Origin of the sequence: Alteromonas australica (genome assembly GCF_000730385.1) — a bacterium.
Lineage (GTDB): Bacteria > Pseudomonadota > Gammaproteobacteria > Enterobacterales > Alteromonadaceae > Alteromonas > Alteromonas australica.
In genome coordinates this window covers 117788-139069 of the sequence record NZ_CP008849.1, presented here as the reverse complement: position 1 = coordinate 139069, position 21282 = coordinate 117788, and the positions used below count along the sequence as shown (strand labels likewise).

The 21282-nt window shown below is 48.4% G+C and carries 18 protein-coding genes and 1 riboswitch; of the genes, 16 read left to right on the top strand and 2 right to left on the bottom strand.

Annotation, left to right across the window (positions count from 1 at the left end; genetic code table 11):
* Window positions 1-328 precede the first annotated feature (328 nt).
* Both EP13_RS00595 and EP13_RS00590 read right to left on the bottom strand, forming a co-directional pair.
* Window positions 329-1831 carry a CoA-acylating methylmalonate-semialdehyde dehydrogenase gene (locus EP13_RS00595; protein WP_044055491.1) on the bottom strand — a complete coding sequence of 501 codons (1503 nt, stop codon included), beginning with the start codon at window positions 1829-1831 and terminating at the stop codon, window positions 329-331.
* A 30-nt stretch (window positions 1832-1861) separates the two neighbouring features.
* Window positions 1862-3211, bottom strand: coding sequence for an aspartate aminotransferase family protein (locus EP13_RS00590; RefSeq protein WP_044055490.1), 1350 nt, complete (start codon window positions 3209-3211; stop codon window positions 1862-1864).
* 102 nt (window positions 3212-3313) lie between these two features.
* On the opposite strand from EP13_RS00590, the gene EP13_RS00585 reads away from it, so the two are divergent.
* The 16 genes from EP13_RS00585 to thiH all read left to right on the top strand — a co-directional run bounded on the left by EP13_RS00585 (window position 3314) and on the right by thiH (window position 21145).
* The gene (locus EP13_RS00585; protein WP_044055489.1) at window positions 3314-4246 is read left to right on the top strand and encodes a LysR family transcriptional regulator; all 933 of its coding nucleotides are present in this window, start codon (window positions 3314-3316) and stop codon (window positions 4244-4246) included.
* 26 nt (window positions 4247-4272) lie between these two features.
* Window positions 4273-4902: a TetR family transcriptional regulator C-terminal domain-containing protein gene (locus tag EP13_RS00580; RefSeq protein WP_044055488.1), complete on the top strand. Its 630-nt coding sequence runs from the start codon at window positions 4273-4275 to the stop codon at window positions 4900-4902.
* Between the two features lie 333 nt (window positions 4903-5235).
* Window positions 5236-6402, top strand: a complete 1167-nt coding sequence (gene cofG, locus EP13_RS00575; RefSeq protein WP_044055487.1) for a 7,8-didemethyl-8-hydroxy-5-deazariboflavin synthase CofG — start codon at window positions 5236-5238, stop codon at window positions 6400-6402.
* Window positions 6395-7687, top strand: a complete 1293-nt coding sequence (cofH, locus tag EP13_RS00570; protein ID WP_052364224.1) for a 5-amino-6-(D-ribitylamino)uracil--L-tyrosine 4-hydroxyphenyl transferase CofH — start codon at window positions 6395-6397, stop codon at window positions 7685-7687. Before cofG ends, cofH begins: the two co-directional genes overlap by 8 nt.
* Entirely contained in the window at window positions 7684-8646 is a 963-nt protein-coding gene (gene cofD, locus EP13_RS00565; protein WP_044055485.1) for a 2-phospho-L-lactate transferase, read from the top strand. Before cofH ends, cofD begins: the two co-directional genes overlap by 4 nt.
* Window positions 8639-9250: a 2-phospho-L-lactate guanylyltransferase gene (gene cofC, locus EP13_RS00560; protein WP_044058633.1), complete on the top strand. Its 612-nt coding sequence runs from the start codon at window positions 8639-8641 to the stop codon at window positions 9248-9250. The genes cofD and cofC overlap by 8 nt, the downstream gene beginning before the upstream one ends.
* Before the next feature lie 9 nt (window positions 9251-9259).
* On the top strand, window positions 9260-10033 hold the full coding sequence (gene cofE, locus EP13_RS00555; protein ID WP_044055484.1) for a coenzyme F420-0:L-glutamate ligase: 774 nt from the start codon (window positions 9260-9262) through the stop codon (window positions 10031-10033).
* Complete coding sequence (npdG, locus tag EP13_RS00550; protein ID WP_044055483.1) at window positions 10030-10698, top strand: NADPH-dependent F420 reductase; 669 nt, start codon at window positions 10030-10032, stop codon at window positions 10696-10698. Before cofE ends, npdG begins: the two co-directional genes overlap by 4 nt.
* A gap of 85 nt (window positions 10699-10783) precedes the next feature.
* Window positions 10784-11785 (top strand): TIGR03842 family LLM class F420-dependent oxidoreductase, encoded by a 1002-nt coding sequence (locus tag EP13_RS00545; RefSeq protein ID WP_044055482.1) that lies wholly within the window; start codon window positions 10784-10786, stop codon window positions 11783-11785.
* A 368-nt stretch (window positions 11786-12153) separates the two neighbouring features.
* Entirely contained in the window at window positions 12154-14496 is a 2343-nt protein-coding gene (locus EP13_RS00540; protein WP_081869407.1) for a TonB-dependent receptor, read from the top strand.
* A gap of 78 nt (window positions 14497-14574) precedes the next feature.
* Window positions 14575-14686: riboswitch (TPP riboswitch) on the top strand.
* Between the two features lie 154 nt (window positions 14687-14840).
* Entirely contained in the window at window positions 14841-16742 is a 1902-nt protein-coding gene (thiC, locus tag EP13_RS00535; protein ID WP_044055481.1) for a phosphomethylpyrimidine synthase ThiC, read from the top strand.
* Complete coding sequence (gene thiE, locus EP13_RS00530; RefSeq protein WP_044055480.1) at window positions 16739-18295, top strand: thiamine phosphate synthase; 1557 nt, start codon at window positions 16739-16741, stop codon at window positions 18293-18295. The genes thiC and thiE overlap by 4 nt, the downstream gene beginning before the upstream one ends.
* Window positions 18285-19043: a HesA/MoeB/ThiF family protein gene (locus EP13_RS00525; RefSeq protein WP_231401222.1), complete on the top strand. Its 759-nt coding sequence runs from the start codon at window positions 18285-18287 to the stop codon at window positions 19041-19043. The genes thiE and EP13_RS00525 overlap by 11 nt, the downstream gene beginning before the upstream one ends.
* Entirely contained in the window at window positions 19040-19249 is a 210-nt protein-coding gene (gene thiS / locus EP13_RS00520) for a sulfur carrier protein ThiS (protein ID WP_044055479.1), read from the top strand. Before EP13_RS00525 ends, thiS begins: the two co-directional genes overlap by 4 nt.
* A 1-nt stretch (window position 19250) precedes the next feature.
* Window positions 19251-20018: a thiazole synthase gene (locus tag EP13_RS00515; RefSeq protein ID WP_044055478.1), complete on the top strand. Its 768-nt coding sequence runs from the start codon at window positions 19251-19253 to the stop codon at window positions 20016-20018.
* Window positions 20018-21145: a 2-iminoacetate synthase ThiH gene (gene thiH, locus EP13_RS00510; protein ID WP_052364222.1), complete on the top strand. Its 1128-nt coding sequence runs from the start codon at window positions 20018-20020 to the stop codon at window positions 21143-21145. The genes EP13_RS00515 and thiH overlap by 1 nt, the downstream gene beginning before the upstream one ends.
* Window positions 21146-21282 lie beyond the last annotated feature (137 nt).

The following is a 21282-nucleotide window of genomic DNA, read 5'->3' as shown; positions in this document are numbered from 1 at the left end:
CAGGAACCTCGAATGACCAATTTGTGTGCAGTTATGCACTTTTATTTACCAAACGGTCAAACCTTTTGACGGATTCCACCGTAATATTGTTGTTGGCCATCGGCTTACACACAAATTCGGTTTTCTGTCGCATTTGCTGTTTGTCTTCATCACCCTATACAAAAGGCGTACGCGGTACTTTTTGGTGTGAATGACGTTCGTTTAACGCCGCCGCAAAGCATGGTGGCTTCATTGGTTTTCACACCCTTTTCACCTGTGATGACACAGGCACTTCCCCTCATTGAATTCAAGTTTTGAACCAACTTGACGTTCTTTTACGTTGCTCGCTCTATGAGTGACTTGGGAACGAGAATTGGCTCCCTTCTCGCAAATTGGCTGAAGGCCAACGTTGAGTAACCGCTTTTCTGCGCGTATAAAAACGTACTGAATCTGGCCCATACGCGTGTAAATCACCAAACAGTGAACGCTTCCAACCGCCGAAACTGTGGTAAGACACAGGTACAGGTAAAGGGACGTTCACACCCACCATGCCCACCTGTACTTGGTCGATAAAATAGCGCGCTGCTTCACCATCACGGGTAAATAAACAGGTGCCATTACCGTATTCGTGTTCATTAATTAGGTTTACCGCGCTTTGCATATCGGGGACTCGTAACATCACAAGCACAGGACCAAAAATTTCTTTTTGGTAAATGTCCATATGTGGTTTTACGTGGTCAAATAATGTAGCACCAAGAAAGTAGCCGTTTTCGTACCCTTCAACGCTAAGCCCTCGGCCATCACACACTAAGTCAGCTTCTTGACTTACCCCTGATTCAATAAAGTTTGCAACGGTTTGATAGTGAGCTTCACTGATAAGTGGCCCCATATCATTGCTGTTGTCACAACCCGCGCCCACTTTAAGGGTTTCAACTTGTTGTGAAAGCCTAACCCGCAGGGCATCTCCCACTTCGTCGCCTACGGCAAGGACCACAGAAATTGCCATGCAACGCTCGCCGCACGAACCGTATGCGGCACCCATTAGGGCATTAACGACATTGTCTAGGTCGGCATCTGGCATCACAATAGCGTGGTTTTTTGCGCCCCCTAGTGCTTGGCAACGCTTTCCGTTTTCACTGGCTTTTTTATAAATCGCTTCAGCCACTGGCGTTGAACCAACAAAACTCACCGCTTGAATTGTGCTGTCTTCAAGCAAATGATCTACCGCCGCTTTATCCCCATTCACAACATTAAGAACACCAGGGGGAAGCCCCGCTTCTGCCGCGAGTTCGGCAATAAATAACGCACTTGAAGGGTCTTTTTCTGACGGCTTTAACACAAAGGTGTTGCCACACATAATGGCGCTGGGCCACATCCACAAAGGCACCATAGCTGGAAAGTTAAAAGGGGTTATGCCTGCTACCACACCCAGTGGTTGAAACTCGCACCATGCATCTATGCCAGGGCCAACATCTTTGCTGTGTTCACCTTTTAGCAATTGAGGCATACCACAAGCAAACTCTACGTTTTCGATACCCCGTTGAAGCTCGCCTTTGGCGTCGTGTAAAACTTTGCCGTGCTCTTCACTGATGAGTGCGCAAATTTTATCGCTGTGTTGTTCAAGTAACTGTTTTAACCGAAACATCACTTGTGCTCGCTTTGCCGGTGGTGTCGCGCGCCATGCAGGAAAGGCTGCTTGTGCTGTGTCTATGGCATGTTGAACCCGCGCACTCGACGCCATTTCTACTTGTCTGCATACCGCGCCTGTAGAAGGGTTGTGAATATCTATAAGGTTGCCATCTTGTGGGGCTACCTGCTGCCCGTTAATAAATTGTCCTACTTGGGTGGTCATAACTGCATCTCTATAAATTCTGTGAAGGGATTAACCCGTTTTCTTCATGCCATGGGCATCCATAAGGGTGTCTTGCATGGCGTTAATTAACGCGTCTATTTCTGATTTTTCGGTAGTAAATGGAATACCAAGTTGTAATGTGTCGCCGCCGTAGCGTACATAAAACCCTTTTTCTAGCAGCTTCATTGCCAGCTCAAAGGGGCGACGCGCAGGTTCACCGGGATAACTTTCAATGGTAAAACCGGCGGCGAAGCCTAAGTTGCGAATGTCGTTGATAAAAGGCATGCCTTTTAAACTGTGCACACCTTGTTCGAAATAAGGGCTAAGTTCCGCTACCCTTGCCACTAGCTTCTCTTGTTCAAGTATATCCAGAGATGCCATGGCAGCGGCGCACGCTACCGGATGGCCGGAATAGGTGTATCCGTGGGGCAATTCAATGTTGTAAGGTGCGCCGCCTGCATCCACTACGGTGTCGTAAATAAACTGCCGTGTTAGCACTGCGCCCATAGGTATAGCGCCATTGGTAAGCTGCTTTGCCACGTTGATCATATCTGGCACCACATCAAATGTGTTTGCACCAAACAGATCCCCAGTACGGCCAAAGCCGGTAATCACTTCGTCAAAGATCAAAAGAATATCGTGTTCATCACAAAGCTGGCGCAACCGCTTTAAATACCCTGCGGGCGGTACAATGACTCCCGCTGACCCTGACATGGGTTCAACAATCACCGCCGCAATGTTTGATGCATCATGCAAAGCAACCATTTCGATAAGCTCGTCGGCCAGATTGGCGCCTTGCGCAGGAATACCTTCGCTAAAGGCGTTCTGTGGAAGTAGCGTGTGAGACAAATGGTCAGACTCCATCGCTGGCCCCCACATTTTGCGGTTAGCGCCAATACCACCAAAGCTGATACCGCCCCAGCTTGCCCCGTGATAGCCTTTTGCTCTGCCGATAATACGGGTTTTGGTAGGCTGACCTTGCTGACGCCAGTAGGCTCGAGCCATCTTAGTGGCCGTGTCAGCCGCTTCTGAACCTGAGTTGGTGAAAAACACTTTATTTATGTCACTTGGCGCCATGGCGGCTAACCTTTCGGCCAACTCGAAGGCCAAGTTATGGCCATACTGAAATGCCGGTGCATAATCTAATGTTGCAAGTTGCTTGGCTACCGCCTCGGTAATTTCGGGGCGATTATGACCCGCTCCGCAGGTCCATAAACCCGATAAACCATCAAAAATCTTACGGCCACTGTCATCAATCAGGTAATTACCTTGTGCCCCAGTAATCATGCGTGGCGCTGATTTAAACTGGCGATTAGCCGTATACGGCATCCACAACGCATCCATTGGCTGAGGAGATAGCTGAGAAGCCCGCTGGGTCATGATTGTCTTCCTTCGAAATTAGTTTACTTAGCGCACTTTACCCAGCCGCTTATGTTCGATAAATTATAAATATTCAAATCTTACTTTCATAAATATGAAACTATGCGTGCCATCTTAGGTAATTTATCCGATACCGATATTCGTTTATTGCGGGTTTTCATTGTGGTTGCTCAAGCCGGAGGCTTGTCGGCGGCAGAACTAGAACTGAATATTGGACGCTCCACCATTAGCCGCCATTTAAAAGATTTGGAGACGCGATTGGGCATGGTGCTTTGCCATCGAGGCAGAGGCGGCTTTGCGCTCACCGAAGAAGGTAAGCGTATTTACGAATCTACCCAGCGCTTATTGCTATCCCTTCAAGACTTTCGTAATGAAGTGAATGACATGCACCGCCACCTGCAGGGAAATGTGGTCGTGGCCATGTTTGATAAAACCGTGTCTAACGAAGCCTGCAAAGTAAGCGACGCCATTTATGCTTATCAGCAGCAAGCGCCCAATGTGAATGTGGAAATACATGTTGTTCCTGTGAATACCATAGAACAAGGTATACTTGACGGCCGCTACCATATTGGCATTATTCCTACCCACCGTACCTCATCAAGCTTGCACTATCTGCCCTTGTTTGGAGAGCAGATGTACTTGTATTGCGGGGCAAAACATCCACTTTTTAGTGCGCTGGGGAATATTCCAGATACCGCTATTCGTGATGCCAAATACGCGGGTTTAAGCTTTCATAGCCCAAATATGGACAAAAGCATGGCCCTTGGTTTAAACCGAATGGCTGTGGCTAATGACCAAGAAGGGATAGCAACGTTAATTTGTTCGGGAAGTTACCTGGGCTTTTTACCCGAGCACTATGCTGAATCCTTTGTGGGCAAAGGGCAAATGCGGGCAATAGAACCAGCAAATTTTGCTTATCACTGCGACTTTGCGGCTATTTATCGAAAGTCGCCTAAGCCTACACGTTTGGTCAAATTATTCTTAGACGCGTTAGCGCGAGAACATGGAAAAGAAGCCATCATTGCTGACGATTAGCAGGGGCGACAGGACACAAAAACAACATGACAAAAGCAACGAAAACCCAGGCCAACCGCGCTAAAACTGAGGCGAATATTTTACGCGCAGCAGAAGCCGTGTTTGCGCAAAAAGGGTTTGCAGGCACCGCCATGGACGCTGTGGCACAGCAAGCAGGCTTATCTAAGCAGCTCATCATTTACTATTTTCCTGGCAAAGAGAAACTGTATCAAGCGGTTTTGGAAAACATGATTGATCTCTGGCTTGAGAAAATGCAGTTTAACGATGACCCCAGCGCATCGCCTGCCGACATCATCAGCGACTACATTCGTCAGAAAATTGAATTGTCGCGAGATTACCCTAACGGTTCAAAAGTGTTTGCCCATGAAATCATCAATGGTGCGCCAGTACTAAAAACCTACCTTATCGAAAACTTACGCCCCGCCTTCGAAAGGGACATTACCATTATCGAGCGCTGGATAGCGGCGGGGCTCATCAAGCCAATAGACCCCAAGCATTTATTTTTCACAATTTGGGCGGCCACACAAACCTATGCCGACTTTTCTACCCAAATTCAATTATTGCTGGATAAGCCAAATCTCACCCAAGAAGACTTCGACGATGCCACCCAATTTTTATGTCAGTTTGTCCTCAGTGCGTTAGGCATTAAGCCGTAGCGCACTGCTATTGTGCATCCAAAATTTTTTTAACGGTATTTCCCTTAGATTTTCTCCGATCTAAGGGAGAGAATCCCCCCTCTCGTTCCACACCCGCCAAAAACCACCTTAACATTCTGTTTTTAAAGAATAATTTGGCAACACATATCATTCATTAAATCGCCCAGAGAGATTAAAAAACACCCAGACTGCTCTATTTTGAGCCACGCCACGCACCAAAAAAACCATCAAATAATCTCTTTACCATTTGGTAAAACTCATGCTAAAGATTAAAAAAAGAACAGTATAAAGCGCAATCAAGCGTGCGTGCAGGAACAGTAGGAGAGCCATCATATGCTATCGCGAAAAGACGCTATCGCCCTGGCAAACTGCGATAAAGAAGAACTTGAACACCTTTGTAGCGAAGCCGCTAAGGTGCGCGATACCTATTGGCCAAATACTCTCACCTATTCCCGTAAGGTATTTATTCCACTCACCAATATGTGCCGTGATACCTGCGGCTACTGTACATTCGTGAAACACCCTGACTCTGGGCAAGGCAATATTTTAAGTCGAGATAGGGTTTTATCGGATGTGCTAAAAGGCCAACAACAAGGCTGTAAAGAAGCCCTTTTCAGCCTGGGCGAAAAGCCAGAAAAGCGTTACGCCTACGCCCGTGACTGGTTAGCCACTTTGGGACACACCAGTATGGTGAACTACCTCACCGAAGTGTGTGAAATGGTATTGGACAAAAGCTTGATGATACCTCATGTCAATGCGGGCACCCTCACCTTTGAGGAAGTAAAACAACTTAAGCCGGTAAGTGGCAGTATGGGCATGATGCTGGAATGTACCAGCGCTCGGCTCATGAAAAAGGGTCAGCCCCATCACGCCTGCCCAGATAAAGCCCCCGGCGTACGTATTCAAACCCTGGAAAACGCAGGCAAGCTAGACGTACCTTTTACCACGGGCATTCTCATTGGCATTGGTGAAACATGGGAAGAGCGTATCGATAGCTTGCTGGCCATTAATGCTTTGCATGCCCAGTACGGCCATATTCAAGAGGTGATTGTTCAGAACTTTCGCGCTAAAGCTGGCACCGCCATGGCCAATGCCCCAGAACCAACACTGGACGATATGCGTTTAACCTTGGCCGCCGCGCGGCTCATTTTACACCCAGATATTTCGCTGCAAGCACCGCCAAATTTAGAACAAGAGTACACGGCCTATATCAGTGCTGGCATTAACGATTGGGGCGGCATTTCTCCATTGACGAAAGACTTTATCAACCCAGAGCGAGCCTGGCCGCAAATAGCGACCCTTGCCGGTGCATGCGAAAGCGCGGGCTATCAATTGCAAGAGCGCCTAACGGTATACCCCAAATATCTAAGGTCGGCAGAACGCTATTTAGCCACGAATGTTCATGCAGCCATGCCGGCATCTCGCGCTGACGGCCTTGCCGTTGAGCAATGTTTATCTCCAAATTCAGTCACGCGTACGCAAGGAGTTGCCCATGCTTAATGCTTCCCCCTCAAGTCAACTGCCTTTGCCTTACAGCCCAACATCAATAGAAAAAAAGTTGGCGAAAATACCTTTGCCTTTAGCCGGTATTTTACAGCGTGCGTTAGAAGGCAATGTACCTAATGAAGATGAAATTGAAGCCTTATTTCATGCACAAGGCAACGAGGTTGACGCCTTGCTGCATACTGCAGACCTAGTGCGCGAGGCACGATGCGGTAACACCGCAACCTTTGTGATTACGCGAAATATTAATTTTACCAATGTGTGTCACATGGGCTGCCAATTCTGTAATTTTGGGGTTAATAAAAACGCCGAAAACGCCGAGTTTTTAAACACGGAAAAAGTAGCAGAGCGCGCACAAGAAGCGCAGGGCCGAGGCGCGACGGAAGTGTGCATTCAAGGCGGTTTACATCCAGATATGCCCGCATCTTATTACGGTGAACTGCTCGACACAGTAACGGCGCAGGTGCCCGGCATCCATATTCACGCCTTTTCACCTTTTGAAATTTGGTACGGCGCACGAAAAGGGCGTACAGCCTATCGGGACTTTTTGGCTGACTTAAAAGCGCGGGGACTCGCCAGCATGCCAGGCACCGCAGCGGAAATTCTGGATACGCAAGTTCGACGCCAGCTAACCAAAAACAAGTTAAGTACCGAAAACTGGGTAGAGATAATTGAAACTGCCCATTCACTGAATATTCCCACCACGTCAACCATTATGTATGGGCATATCGATGGGCCTAAACACTGGGCCGCTCACTTAACCTTACTGCGAGACATACAAGCGCGAACGGGGGGATTTACCGAGTTTGTCCCCTTAGGTTTTATTCACGCAGATAGCCCTTTGTACACGCAAAACCCAGATAAAGTACGTACCGGCCCCACCCGCGACGAGCATTTTAAAATGCACGCCATTGCCCGAATTGCGCTGCAGGGGTATATCGACAATATCCAAGCTTCGTGGGTGAAAATGGGCCCTGATATGGCCTCGCAAGTATTGCGGGCTGGAGCTAACGATCTCGGCGGCACCTTGATGAATGAAAGTATTTCTCGGGCGGCAGGTGCTCGTCATGGTCAGGAGATAGTGCCTAGAGACATGGTGAATTTTATTCAGCACGCAGGGTTACAGGCCGCTCAACGCAATACCCTGTATCAGCAACTTGCTCACTATGGCCGCACAAGCAAGCCAGAACCACAGCTGTCACTTATCGACTATCAACGCTCTGTGCAGGTAAGCGCCGCGTATTCCTCGCCTCAATCTATTCCTGTAAAGGTAAGCGCATGAACACCCCAAAAAATATCGTACTTCTTGCTGGCGGCGTCGGTGGCGCAAAGGCCGCAAAAGGCTTGTACCACTCTACCTACAAAGAGGCCCTGACGGTTATTGGCAACGTGGGAGATGACGACAACTTTCATAACCTCTGGGTGTCTCCCGATTTAGATACTTTAGTGTACACCTTAGCGAACGACGTGAACCCCGTTACCGGCTGGGGCATTAACAATGACAGCTGCAGAATCCTCACACGGCTAGCGCAATTTGGCAGCGACACTTGGATGCATTTAGGTGACTTAGATATTGCTACCCATATTTTTCGCAGTGAATTAAGAGCCAAAGGCGAGTCTATGACCGCCATTACTCAGAAAATTCGCCAGCGCTTAGGGGTGACCGTACCTGTGCTACCCATTACCAACGACACCGTGCAAACCCGCTTAAACACCAACGACGGTTGGGTAGATTTTCAAACCTACTTTGTTCACCGACGTTGCGAGCCGCATGTGACTGGCATTACCTATAAAGGGGCTGAAACAGCTTACGCCAGCCAAGAAGTATTAACCGCCATTGCTCACGCTGACATTATTGTCTTTGCGCCAAGTAACCCGCTATTAAGCATTGCGCCTATGTTAGCGGTGAATGAAGTGAAGGACGCGATTGACCAAAGCACGGCGGTTAAAGTGGCTATATCGCCGCTAATTAATGGCAAAGCCGTGAAAGGCCCAGCAGAGAAATTGTTACAGCAAATGCAATTTCCTCCAGGCAATACAGGCATTGCTGAGTTTTATCAAGACATTGCCGATTTGCTCATTATCGATAGCAGTGACAGTGCCGATGAACAAGCCATAGAATCATTTGGACTCGCTACCCATGCTACTTCAACGTTGATGAAATCAGAAAGCGACAAAACGCGGCTAATGGAAGAAGTTATTCAGGTTTCCCTTAAACGGGAGGAGGTCTGTTATGCCTGATTTATGCGTTGTTATCCCTATGAAAGACCCCGTGTTCAGTAAGCAGCGTTTATCGCCCTTCTTACCCAGTGCTTTACGGAAAGCCTTAGCAGTAAAGTTGTTTAAGCGCACACTTAAAACACTCAACGGTACATTTCCGCATTGGCAAAAATTAGTGGTAACGCCTTCGCTGTACATTGCGGATATTGCCAGTAGTTTAGGGTGCGCCGTGGTATTTGAAGAAAAAGGCAGTGATTTAAATCAAGCCCTTACGCAAGCTACCCAGTGGTCTATCGCGAAAGGATTCCAGCGCCAACTCATTTTACCTGCCGACATTGCCAAGCTTGAACGCAGCGAGTTAGATGCATTGGTTGCCCTATCGCAATCGGGCACCCCGGTAGTGATTGCCAGTTCACACGATGGCGGCACCAATGCCTTGTGTACCAGCCCTCCCAATGCCATTCGCTATCAGTTTGGTGAGCAATCGTCGCTGGCTCACCAACAAGCGGCCATACACGCTGGGCACTCGCATATCACAGTCCAGCCTGTGCATTTAAGCCAAGACATTGACCAACCTAGCGACCTTCATCACATTAACGATGTGATGAACTCACTGATAGCCTAGGGCGCAATTATGCCATCACTGACCATCACAACCATTGCAGGTATTCCTTACATTCGAAAGGGCGACGATTTGGCCGCTATCATCATTGAGGGGCTTACTCACCAGGTGCAAAAACTGGATGACGGTGACATTTTAGTGATTGCACAAAAGGTGGTGTCGAAGGCGGAGGGCGCCTGCGTTCACATTGACGAGGTTACCGCCAGCGACCAAGCCATTCAACTGGCCAAAAAAGTCAACAAAGACCCGCGTAAAGTCGAAGTGATTTTATCTGAGTCGAAACGACTGGTTAAAGTACACAAACACCCGAATGCCAATGAAGGCATCATTATTACCGAGCATAACCTTGGCCACATTAGCGCCAATGCCGCGGTAGATGAATCCAATACCGACACACCCGGCGAACTTATTTTACTGCCCAAAGATCCTGACGCCAGCGCTAAACGCATAGCAAGCGCGTTGTCACATCATTATCAATGTCGAGTTGGCATAGTCATTAGCGATACCTTTGGCCGGCCATGGCGACTAGGGCAAACCAACGTCGCTATCGGGCTTGCCAATATTCCCGCCCTGAATTTATTAGAGGGGGAATTAGATGCTTACGGACGGCCCCTGAAAGTGACCGCTCCCGCCCTGGCCGACGAGCTCGCCGGCGCATCTGGACTACTGATGAGCAAACAGGGCAAATGCCCCGTCATTCTATTTAAAGGATTGGAGTGGGCGTGTCAGCCTGACAGCCAAGCTTCAGATTTATTAAGACCCACGAAAGAGGATTTATTCGCATGACCGTTGCAATTTTAGGGGGCACCGGCCCTCAAGGTTCAGGCTTAGCAAAACGCTTTGCATTAGCCGGGCTAGATGTTGTTCTTGGTTCAAGAGACGGAGAAAAGGCCGCACAAAAAGCTGCCGAGCTACAAGCAGCCGTACCTGAAGCTAAAGGAAAAATTACAGGGGCAGATACCATTTCAGCAGCCTCAAAAGCCACTGAATTTGTCATTCTTTCCGTGCCTTGGGCTGCTCATCACGCCACGCTAGATGCAATTCGCCCCTTGTTAAGAGACAAAATTCTTATCGACATTGTGGTGCCCCTGGCTGAAAACAATCCAAAAGCGGTAGCAATGCCGCCAGAAGGATCCGCCACAGAATCGGCACAAGCTTTACTCGGTGACGACTACGCCGTAGTGGGCGCACTTCACAATGTATCGGCCGTCACGTTAAACAAATTGGATGAAAAAATTAATTGCGATGTGTTGGTTTGCGGTAATCAGTTAGACGCGAAAAACAAGGTGATAGGCCTACTCGAAAACCTTGGCGTGCAAAGTTATAACGCGGGGCTTGCCGACAGCGCACGATGTATAGAGGCCATTACCCCTATTTTGATTCGCTTAAATATTTCTAAGTCGGTGCCTTTTACTCATGCCGGCATTCGTATTTGGGCACCCAATCACTAGTGCTTAAAGCAACTTCGCGCTGTTAACCAACAGCGTCAAAACAACTAAAAATTGAAAAGCTCAACAGGTTTAGAAGGAAACTACAATGGAATTTGGCATTACGTTTAAAGGCTTTGTTAGCCCAGATCGCGCACGTAAATTGGTTAAAATGGCAGAAGAGGCAGGGTTTGATTATTGCTGGTTTTACGATTCCCATATTTTATGGCGTGAATCGTTTGTGGCCATGGCAATGTGCATGGAACACACCACCAAGATGCGCTTTGGCCCCTGCGTCACTAACCCCAATGTACGCGACTGGTCAGTGGCGGCAAGTTTATACGGCAGCTTGGCAAAACAAAGTAATGGCCGCTTTGATATTGGCCTGGGACGTGGCGACTCGTCAATGCGTGTCATGGGCAAAAAGCCTGCTAACCTTGCTCGCCTTACCGAATTCACACATAAAGTAAAAGCCATGGTGCGTGGTGAAGAGGTGATGTACGGGGAATGCGAGAAGCCAGTTAAATTCCCTTGGGCAGACGGCTACGAATTACCTGTTTGGGTAGCCGCGTATGGCCCTAAAGCGCTTGCTGTAGCAGGCGAACATGGCGATGGTGTAATATTACAAATTGGCGACCCAGACCTTGTACAGTGGTTTCAACAACAGTGCCAAACCGCCGGGGATAAAGTTGACCGCGATATGAGCAACTTCAAAGTACAGGCTGCGGCACCGGCCTATTTTGGGGATATGGAAACCTGCATTGAAAAAACCAAATGGTTCCCAGCCATGGTAGGTAACCATGTTGCCGATATCGTTGAAAAATATGGTAGCGACTCAGGCTTAGTTCCTAAAAGTCTCACCGATTACATCGAGCAGCGCCGTGGTTACGACTATTCCAAACATGGGCAAAGCGACAACCCTTACCTCGACTTTATTACCGAAGATATTGTTAAAAGCTTCTGTGTATTAGGCGAAGCGGAGGATCATATCTCGAAAATTCAAGCCCTCAAAAATGCGGGGACCACTCAGTTTAATATATACCTAGATAACGGCGACGAAGAAAACATCATTACTCGCTACGGTAACGAAGTTATTCCTGCGTTTCGCTAACCTTCGATAGGCCATATTAAAACCGCTAATTAAGGCGCATTTTTGCGCCTTAATGGCATTCACACGTCCACACATTTCTCTTCTCCCCCCTTGCTGATTTGCCTTGCTGCCTACGCGCTCGCCCACAAAGGGAGCAGCCTTCATTCTATTTACCTCACAGTGATCACACAAACCCAATGTTAACAAAAAGTTAATTTACGCACGTAAGCCGTATTAAGTTTCATAAATATGAAACATCACTTCGACACAAGAATATTTACCCATTGGTAAAACACCTTTAGTTTCAATAGAACAAAAGTTAAACAAACTAACACTACAAACCTCTCCTCAGCAGTCAGTGAGAAATAAAACAATAAAGGGAACACACAATGACCAAGTACCACGAAAAACCAAAGCATAAAATGAGTAAAACCCTTTGTGCGGCGGCAATAGGGTTGGCGCTTCACTCTTCGTACACACTGGCAGCCGATTCGGTTGTGCTTGAAAAAATCACCGTGACGTCACAAAAGCGCGAACAATATATTAACGACGTCAGTATTGCCGTTACCGCATTTAGCGGTGAGCAAATGGACGCGTTGGGATTTGAAAGCAGCACCGACTTAATCGCCTTTACCCCAGGGGTATCGCTTGCGGGTGATATTGGCGGTCAGCGTGCCATTTTTAACATACGTGGTGTGGTGCAAAACGACTATGCAGATATCGCCGAAGCGCCAGTGGCGGTGTATGTGGATGGCGGCTACCTAGCCAGTACTCAGGCACAAACCTTTGGTTTGTTCGACATTAGCCGAGTTGAAATACTAAAGGGCCCACAAGGCACCCTGTTTGGGCGTAACGCCACAGGCGGCATGGTTAACACCATAACTGCAAAACCAACAGAAGAAACGGAAGGTTACGCTGAGGTAACGTTCGCCAGTTTTGAGCAAAAACGTTTTGAAGGCGCATTTTCTGGCTCGCTCAACGAAAATGTGACTGGCCGTATCTCTGTGATGGCCAATAAAATGGGCAATATCCTTGAAAATATTTATGAAGACGGTGCTGAACCCGACACCCGTGCAGGCACAGAAGGTGGCGGCGAAGACGGCTACAATGACGATACCAAAGCCGTTCGTGGTCAACTTAATTTCGATTTAGGAAATAACGCCAATCTGCTTTTAAGTGCCAATTGGGCCGACTCCACAAAAAGTGAAGGCCCGTATCAGGTGATTAATACCACAGAAGTGAAAGACGCGGCTGGCAACGTGGTTGACGTTATTTATGCGGCCGATGACCCGCTAGGTTGTGACGCCATACAAGCCGGCGTTTGTGTAGACGGTAATTTTAATGGCGACCCTTACCGTCCAGTGCAAGGGGGCGACTTTAACGGTAATATCGACCCAGATGGCAGCGGTGAATTAGTTAATAAAGACTTTGCTTTTGACGATCAAAACAAAATTGAATCAAAAGGGTTAGCCGCCACCTACGACTACGAGTTTGATGCATTTACCTTCACCTCGGTGACAGATTGGAAAAACTTTACCCGCGTAATAGGGCTAGATTCGGACCAAACCGCTTCTCCTGAACTGATATTCCAATCCGACGGTGACATTACCCAGTTTAGTGAAGAACTTCGCTTAAATGGCAGCACCATGAACATGAAATGGGTAGCGGGGTTTTATTACCTAAACATTGATACCGAGTACCTACAAGGCTTGGCGGCAAGCCCAACCGGGGGCTACTTAGCGGGCGAAGAGCAAAACACGCTGGCCGATATCACTACAGATTCATACTCGGTATTTGGCCAAATAGATTACGATTTGGACGACGACCTGGTGCTAGTAGCAGGCCTGCGATTAGTGCAAGAAAACAAGTCACTCGACGGTCAGCTTGTTCAAAATGCCAACCTGGACGACCGGGTTATTGAAGTGGATGACACTGCCACTCCCTTGGTTGACGTTGCCTTAGAAAACGACAAATTTATGTGGTCGGCTAAACTGCAACTCGATTACAAGCCAAATGAAGATACCTTGTTGTATGCCGGTGTGAACCGAGGCGTAAAAGCTGGCAACTTTAATGCGCCATTAGGCGGTGCGTTTAGTACTTACGACCCCGAAGTTCTGCTGGCCTACGAAGCAGGTGCCAAGTTGACCTTGATGGACGGTAAAGCACAGGTTAACAGTAGCGTGTTTTACTATGATTACGAAGATTACCAATCGTTTTCTTGGGTGAACAACGCTGGCGTTGTATTTAACGAACAGGCGCACTTCACAGGAGCGGAAGTAGAAATACTACTCAACCCCGTTGATGCATTAGATATTATGTTAGGCGCTTCTTATACCGATGCGGTGGTGGAAGACTTAGAAGTGGCGTCTGGTATCTTCGTAGATACTACACCGCCTTACACGCCAGAATGGCAAGGATCGGCACTCATTCGCTACACTTGGTCACTAGATAGCGGCTCAATTGCAGCACAAGCCAGTGGCTCTTACCAGTCAGAATCATTCCATAATGCGCGAAACTTTACCGCCCATACGATTGAAAGCCACTTCAAAGCAGATGCGCGGGTTACGTGGGAAGATACGCAAGGATTATGGAGCGTGGCGGCTTATGTGAATAACCTAACAGATTCTGATCATGAAATTATTGGCTTCGATGTATCAGGTTTCTACGGTACAACCCAAATGTCTTACGCCAAACCACGTACTTACGGCATTACAGTAAGACGTAATTTTTAAGGTGTGAAATTCATCTAAAGCAGAATTCATAATTTAAACCATTGCCAATGGGTTGATTATGGATATATAGTAAAAAACAGTTACTTGTCGGAGTGCTTCACTGGAACCCCAGTAAGCTGAGACCGCGAAAGCGGGATCCGTTGAACCTGATCAGGCTAATACCTGCGAAGGGAACAAGAAATAGGCTCTGCCATTTACGTATGCTTGTGTCCATTTTTGCACTAGCGCTACCGTAAAGTGGCGGTTTATCACATAGGTTTCTTCAACACCTTAACGTGGTATGCCCTATTCTCCTTCACTCCTGACAAGCATTTTTAAACCTAAAACATTAAGGCCAAAATGCTATGTCGACACGACGCGAACAGCGCCAGCAAGCGCAACAATTTATTAATGAACTCGCCGGAGAGGCGTACCCAAATTCTACCCGCCACTACCAAGTGGGCTCTTCAGATGACATCAAAGTAGCCATGCGACTGATTCATCAGCACGACAGTTTGGTAGGCGGAACAGAAAAAAACCCCTTATTTGAACCCAACCCGCCCATTCCGGTTTACGATACGTCAGGCCCTTATGGCGACCCGCAAAGCGCCATTGATGTTCACAAGGGTTTAGCGCCTCTGCGTAAAAATTGGATCGACAGCAGAGACGACACTGTCGAGCTTAGCGGCGTGACCTCTGCATTCGCTAAAGCGCGGGAACAAGATATTTTCACCGAAGATTTTCGCTTTGTTCGCGCGGCCAAGCCCAAAAAAGCCAAACCGGGTAAAAACGTCACTCAGCTACACTACGCTCGTCAGGGCATAATCACCCCAGAAATGGAATACATTGCTATTCGCGAAAACATGGGCAGGCAGGCCGTTCAAGATGAAGCGTTAACTCAGCAACATGGGGGCGAGAGCTTTGGCGCCAACATTCCAACCACTATAACGCCAGAATTCGTTCGACAAGAAGTGGCAGCAGGGCGAGCGATTATCCCCTGTAATATCAATCACCCTGAACTAGAACCCATGATAATTGGACGCAATTTCTTGGTGAAAATTAATGCCAATATCGGTAATTCGGCGGTGACTTCATCCATTGAAGAAGAAGTGGAAAAGCTGGTTTGGTCTACTCGCTGGGGCGCCGATACCATTATGGATTTATCCACCGGCAGAAATATTCATGAAACTCGGGAATGGTTGTTAAGAAATAGCCCAGTGCCCTTGGGGACAGTGCCCATTTATCAGGCGCTAGAAAAAGTGAACGGCGTGGCGGAAGATCTCACGTGGGAAATGTTTAAAGACACCCTTATTGAGCAAGCCGAGCAAGGCGTAGACTACTTTACCATTCACGCAGGCGTGTTATTAGAGTACGTCCCTCTTACCGCAAAGCGGGTGACAGGCATTGTTTCTCGAGGGGGGTCTATTATGGCCAAGTGGTGCTTAAGTCACCATAAACAAAGCTTCTTGTACGAACACTTCAGAGACATCTGCCAAATTTGTGCACAATACGATGTTGCCCTGTCTCTAGGCGATGGCCTACGCCCAGGCAGTGTGGCTGATGCAAACGACGAGGCGCAATTTTCAGAACTACGTACCCTTGGGGCGTTAACCAAAATTGCTTGGGAATACGATGTTCAAGTCATGATTGAAGGCCCAGGTCATGTGCCTATGCACATGATAAAAGCCAATATGGAAGAGCAGCTTGCACATTGTCATGAAGCGCCCTTTTATACCCTAGGCCCATTAACCACAGACATTGCACCAGGCTACGATCACTTCACTTCTGGCATAGGTGCCGCCATGATTGGTTGGTATGGCTGCGCCATGTTGTGCTACGTAACGCCAAAAGAGCATTTGGGGCTTCCTAACAAAGAAGACGTTAAGCAGGGGTTGATTACCTATAAAATTGCCGCCCATGCTGCTGATTTAGCCAAAGGCCACCCAGGCGCGCAAATTCGTGACAACGCCATGTCGAAAGCGCGGTTTGAATTTAGATGGGAAGACCAGTTTAACCTTGCCCTTGACCCGCATACTGCCCGCGCATATCACGACGAAACCCTGCCACAGGCTTCTGGGAAAGTGGCTCACTTTTGCTCTATGTGTGGCCCTAAGTTTTGCAGCATGAAGATTTCTCAAGAAGTACGCGATGTTGCCAAACAAGCAGAACAAGACAAAGCACAAGGCATGAAAGAGATGGCTGATGCCTTTAATCAAACTGGCGCACAGCTATACCACAGTGCTGACAGTAAAGTGGAGATGCCATGACCCAGCCCGTAATTTGGTGCATTGGCGGTATTGATTCTAGTGGGGGCGCGGGTGTCACCCGCGACGCCCTCACACTGGCAGACTTACACCTGCATGCCTGCGTAATCACCACGCAAATTACCGTGCAATCGAATACCCGCATGTTGGACAGTCACATTGTTAGCCCTTCTGTCATCAACGAACAATGGCTTTTACTTGAAAATGAGCTGCCTCCCCGCGCCATCAAAATAAGCGCCATTGCCAATGACGAGCAAGCGCTAGTGCTGTGCGCGCGCATAGACAGCTTAAATAAGCCTAAACCATTCATTGTATGGGACCCCGTTCTGTGCTCAACATCAGGCGGAAAGCTTACCCAGCTTTCTACCCCCGTGGTACAACTGCTTTTAAAGGTGGTTGATGTTGTCACCCCCAATATCGACGAATTATCAGCATTAACTGGTATGCCCATAAGTGACAACCAAAGCAAGCGAGACGCTATAGCGGCTCTATTAGCGTTAGGTGCAAACGCTGTGCTCGCTAAAGGCGGCCACGCCACATGGCAGAGCGACGCCATAGACACCTTCAAAACCAACACCATAGAATATGAATTTAGCCAGCCACGGGCGCACCAATCCGCCCCTTCCGAGGTGAGTCGGCTGCGTGGAACCGGTTGCATGCAAGCGTCTGCTCTTGCGGCCTTTATTGTGAAAGGCTACGCCATTGACGATGCCCTAACTCTCGCTAATGCTTATGTTATGCAAGTGCGCACAGCCTTACGTGACCATGCCCTTAGTAATGAAGCCACGCTAGACTCAGCAAGGTCAGACGCTTATTTCGCCAAGCCCGTGGGGTTTCCTGCCCAACAATCTGCCTTTCCTCAGGTGTTTTTTGCCCCTAACGACCCCGTAAAATGGCAAGACAACACTGGGTTTGCGCCACTTAGCGAAACAAACTTGGGTATTTACCCGGTAGTAGACCACGTTGACTGGATAGCCAAGCTGTTACCCACGGGCGTGCGTATTATTCAATTGCGTATAAAACTTAGCCCCGAGAAAAAAAACCTCGATCAGCATATGGCGAATATTTCGCAGCAAATTAAGGCTGCCGTCGCCCTTACCAAAGGCACAAAGTGCCAGCTATTCATCAACGATTTTTGGCAACTGGCTATAAAGCATGGAGCGTACGGCGTGCACTTAGGGCAAGAAGATTTAGCCACCGCCGATTTGCAGGCCATTAAAACGGCCGGGTTGCGGTTAGGGGTGTCGACTCACGGCTTTGCCGAACTGCAGCGGGTAAAAATGCTAAAGCCGTCGTACATTGCTTTGGGTCATATTTTCCCCACCGCCACCAAAGATATGCCCTCTCAACCCCAAGGCATAACACGGCTACAACAATACGTGGACTTATATGATGACATTCCTACCGTGGCCATTGGCGGGATTAATTTATCTCGGGTAAACGCCGTGGCGAATACCGGCGTTAACAGCATTGCTGTGGTCACAGCCATTACGCAGGCTGACAACCCTATTGCCAGTTTTCATGCACTGGCTGAGGAGGCGGGCTTTGTTAAGTAGAGAAGACATTGCTCGCTATAGCAGGCAATTGCTTTTGTCTGAAATAAACGAAGAAGGCCAGCAAAATTTGGCTGATGCCCACGTAGTGATAATTGGCCTTGGCGGCTTAGGCTGCTTAGCGGCGCACTATCTCGTCGGGGCTGGAGTCGGCTCACAAGCGGGCAGCATTACCTTAGTGGACGGAGACACAGTAGAAATAAGCAATTTGCAGCGCCAGATTGCCTACAACGAAATGCATTTGGGCGAGTTAAAGGCCAACGCTCTACAGGGCGAACTAAGCAAAGTTAATGCTGCCGTGAACCTAAACGTAAAATGCCTGTTTGCCGACAGTAAAAACCTAGCGGCTATGATGGCGCAGGCCACCTGTGTGCTAGATTGCACCGACAACATCATGACCCGAAAGCAGATTAATGCCGCATGCGTAAAAAACCATGTGCCCCTGTTTATTGCGGCAGCCAGCGGCTGCTCGTGGCAAGCCATTAATATTGCTGGCAAGCCCCAAAACAGCGGTTGCTACGCCTGCTTAGTTGAGCAAATGTCGATACCAGAAACCTGCATGACTAAAGGTATTTTAGGCCCTGTGGTTGGCATGGCCGCGTGCCATCAAGCCACCCAAGTGCTGATGTATTTAGCCAATGCCCAAAACCCCAACATTCAATGGGGAAAATACCTCGTCAGTGACGCCGTTCAGGCCACCATGCAGAGTTTTCACCTTCCTCCATCACCCCAATGCGAGATATGCCAATGACACAAATTACCGTCAACGTTAACCAGCAACCTCAACATTGTGTGTCGCCCATTTCTATTGCTGAACTTTTGGCCCTCAAGCAGCTGGAAAAGAAGGGCACGGCAGTCGCTCGTAACAACAATATTGTGAGTAAATCTCAGTGGTCGGCCACCTATTTAAACCATGGTGACACGCTGGATATTTTCACCCTTGTAGCAGGAGGTTAAGATGCTAACGTTATCAAATCAGGTATTTTCGTCACGCCTGTTAACCGGTTCGGGCAAATTCAGCCGCCCAGAAGTGATGAAAGAAAGCATTGCGCAAAGCGGCAGCGCTATGGTTACACTGGCCATGAAGCGGCTGACAGAAAGCACTGAACATGACGAGACACTTTCTCAATTACAAACGCTCAATGTCACCTTATTGCCCAATACCTCAGGGGCAAAAAATGCAGACGAAGCAGTATTTGCCGCAGAGCTAGCCTACGAAGCATTAGGCAGCCCGTGGGTAAAACTAGAAATTCACCCGGATCAGCGCTACTTACTGCCTGATCCCATTGAAACCTTACTTGCCGCCGAGCGGTTGGTGAAAAAAGGCTTCCACGTTCTGCCCTATTGTGGCGCTGACCCCGTGCTGTGTAAACGACTAGAGGAAGTTGGCTGTGCTGCAGTTATGCCGTTGGGCGCGCCCATTGGCAGTAACCAAGGGCTTCAAACAGCGCCATTTTTACGCATTATTGTAGAGCAAGCCAATGTCCCCGTTATTGTAGACGCCGGCATAGGCAAGCCAAGTGAGGCCATGGCAGCCATGGAGATGGGCGTTGACGCCGTTCTGGTGAATACCGCCATTGCCACCGCACATAACCCCCCGGCTATGGCTCGTGCGTTTGCCAGCGCAGTTGAAACAGGGCGCAATGCCTACGAAGCCGGATTGGGAAAAACCTACTCTAACGCCCAAGCTTCAAGCCCCCTAACCGCTTTTTTGGAGCCATCTTAATGGGCGTAGCACAAGCATTATTAAAAGAGGACTTGTCTCATATTGCGCTTCAATTGCACAGCAAAACCGCTCACGATGTAGAGCGCGCACTGGCAAGCCACTCACGAACCCTAGATGATTTCATGGCGCTGGTTTCGCCTGCGGCCGCCTCTTATTTAGAGGAAATGGCGGCCCAGTCTCAACAGTTAACGCGGCATCGCTTTGGGAATACCATGCAGCTTTTTGTGCCCCTGTATTTGTCGAATTTGTGTGCCAACGAATGTAGCTATTGTGGTTTTACCATGAGCAACAAAATTAAGCGCACAACGTTAAGCATTGCTGAAACACAACAAGAGATTCAAGCCATAAAAGGCATGGGGTTTAGCCAACTGCTATTGGTCACCGGCGAACACGAAACGAAAGTGGGCATGCCCTATTTTGAACAAACGCTGCAGGCCATACGCGCTGAAATAAGCTATTTAATGATGGAAGTGCAACCATTAAAGCAGTCTGATTATCAGCGTCTGAAATGCTTAGGGCTAGATGCTGTCTTGGTTTATCAAGAAACCTACTCACCGCAGCACTATGCCCGCTACCATACTCGCGGCAAGAAACAGGACTTTTTATGGCGCTTAGAAGCCACTGATCGTATAGGTCGAGCCGGCATTGATAAAATTGGAATAGGTGCATTATTGGGGTTGGGCGACTGGCGCGTAGACAGTGTAATGACAGCGCTGCATGGCCAACTCTTGCAACAGCATTACTGGCGTAGTCGCGTGTCTATTTCGTTTCCTCGGCTTCGCCAATGCGAAGGCAATAGCCATAATACTCAAGCCAGTCAATCCGCCTTACCCAATGAAAAGCAGTTATTGCAGCTTATTTGCGCTCACCGACTATTTAACCCACACGTAGAGTTGTCTCTATCTACCCGTGAGTCGGCGGCATTTAGAGATGGAGCCATGACGCTAGGTGTTACCTCTATGTCGGCTGCCTCGCAAACCCAACCCGGAGGCTATACCCAACCTTCAACCGCACTCAATCAGTTCGACATTGACGATAGCAGGCCCGTAAGTATGGTGGTGTCAGCTATTCAACAACAAGGCCTAGAGCCCGTATGGAAAGACTGGATGCCCTTCACTGCCCGTTAAAAACAGCCCTATATTTTCCTGTCCCTGGCCCGCCAAAAGTGCCCGTTATTGACACCCAGGGCAACCTTATTAACGGGCTAATATCGCATTACATTTTCTAATACTAAATTAGAGAAATTTTATTTTGCTTTAAACCT